The organism is Acidisphaera rubrifaciens HS-AP3, assembly GCF_000964365.1.
Lineage (GTDB): Bacteria > Pseudomonadota > Alphaproteobacteria > Acetobacterales > Acetobacteraceae > Acidisphaera > Acidisphaera rubrifaciens.
In genome coordinates this window covers 1-530 of sequence record NZ_BANB01001161.1, presented here as the reverse complement: position 1 = coordinate 530, position 530 = coordinate 1, and the positions used below count along the sequence as shown (strand labels likewise).

The 530-nt window shown below is 75.8% G+C and carries 1 protein-coding gene; it reads right to left on the bottom strand.

Features of this window, described 5'->3' with window-relative positions; all coding sequences use genetic code 11:
* Positions 1-110: 110 nt before the first annotated feature.
* On the bottom strand, positions 111-530 hold a 420-nt coding region (locus B8460_RS20505), incomplete at its 5' end, for a thioredoxin family protein (protein WP_048863480.1).

Here is a 530-nt window from a genome sequence, read left to right as displayed (position 1 = left end):
GGCGGCGGCGCGGGCGGGCACGCGCGACAGCGCGAGCACGGCCCCTCCCGCGCCGGCGGCGGACAGCAGGCGGCGTCGTTCGATCATGCCTCGGTCTCCGTTCGGTCCGTTCAGGCGGCGCCGCCGATCGCGGCGAGTACCAGACCCGGCGTCAGTATCTGCGGCAGGACGACCGCCGGCGCGTGGGCTGCCGGGTAGAAGACATACAGCGGCACGCCGTCACGCCCGTGTGCGCGCAGGAATGCCGTCACCGCCGGGTCCTGCCGCGTCCAGTCGCCCTTGAGATACGCGATGCCGTGGCGGGCGAACGCGTCGCGCACCGATGCCGTTCCCAGCGCGACGCGCTCGTTGACCAGACAGGAGACGCACCAGGCCGCCGTCATGTTGACGAACACCGGCCGCCCCTCGGCGCGCAGCGCCGCGAGGCGGGCATCGCTGTAGGGCTCGATCGCCCCCAGCGGTCCGCCGTCCGTCCCGCCGTCCGCCGCCGCCGCGAGCGACCGCGCCCCGGCCTCGCCGGCGCCGGACAG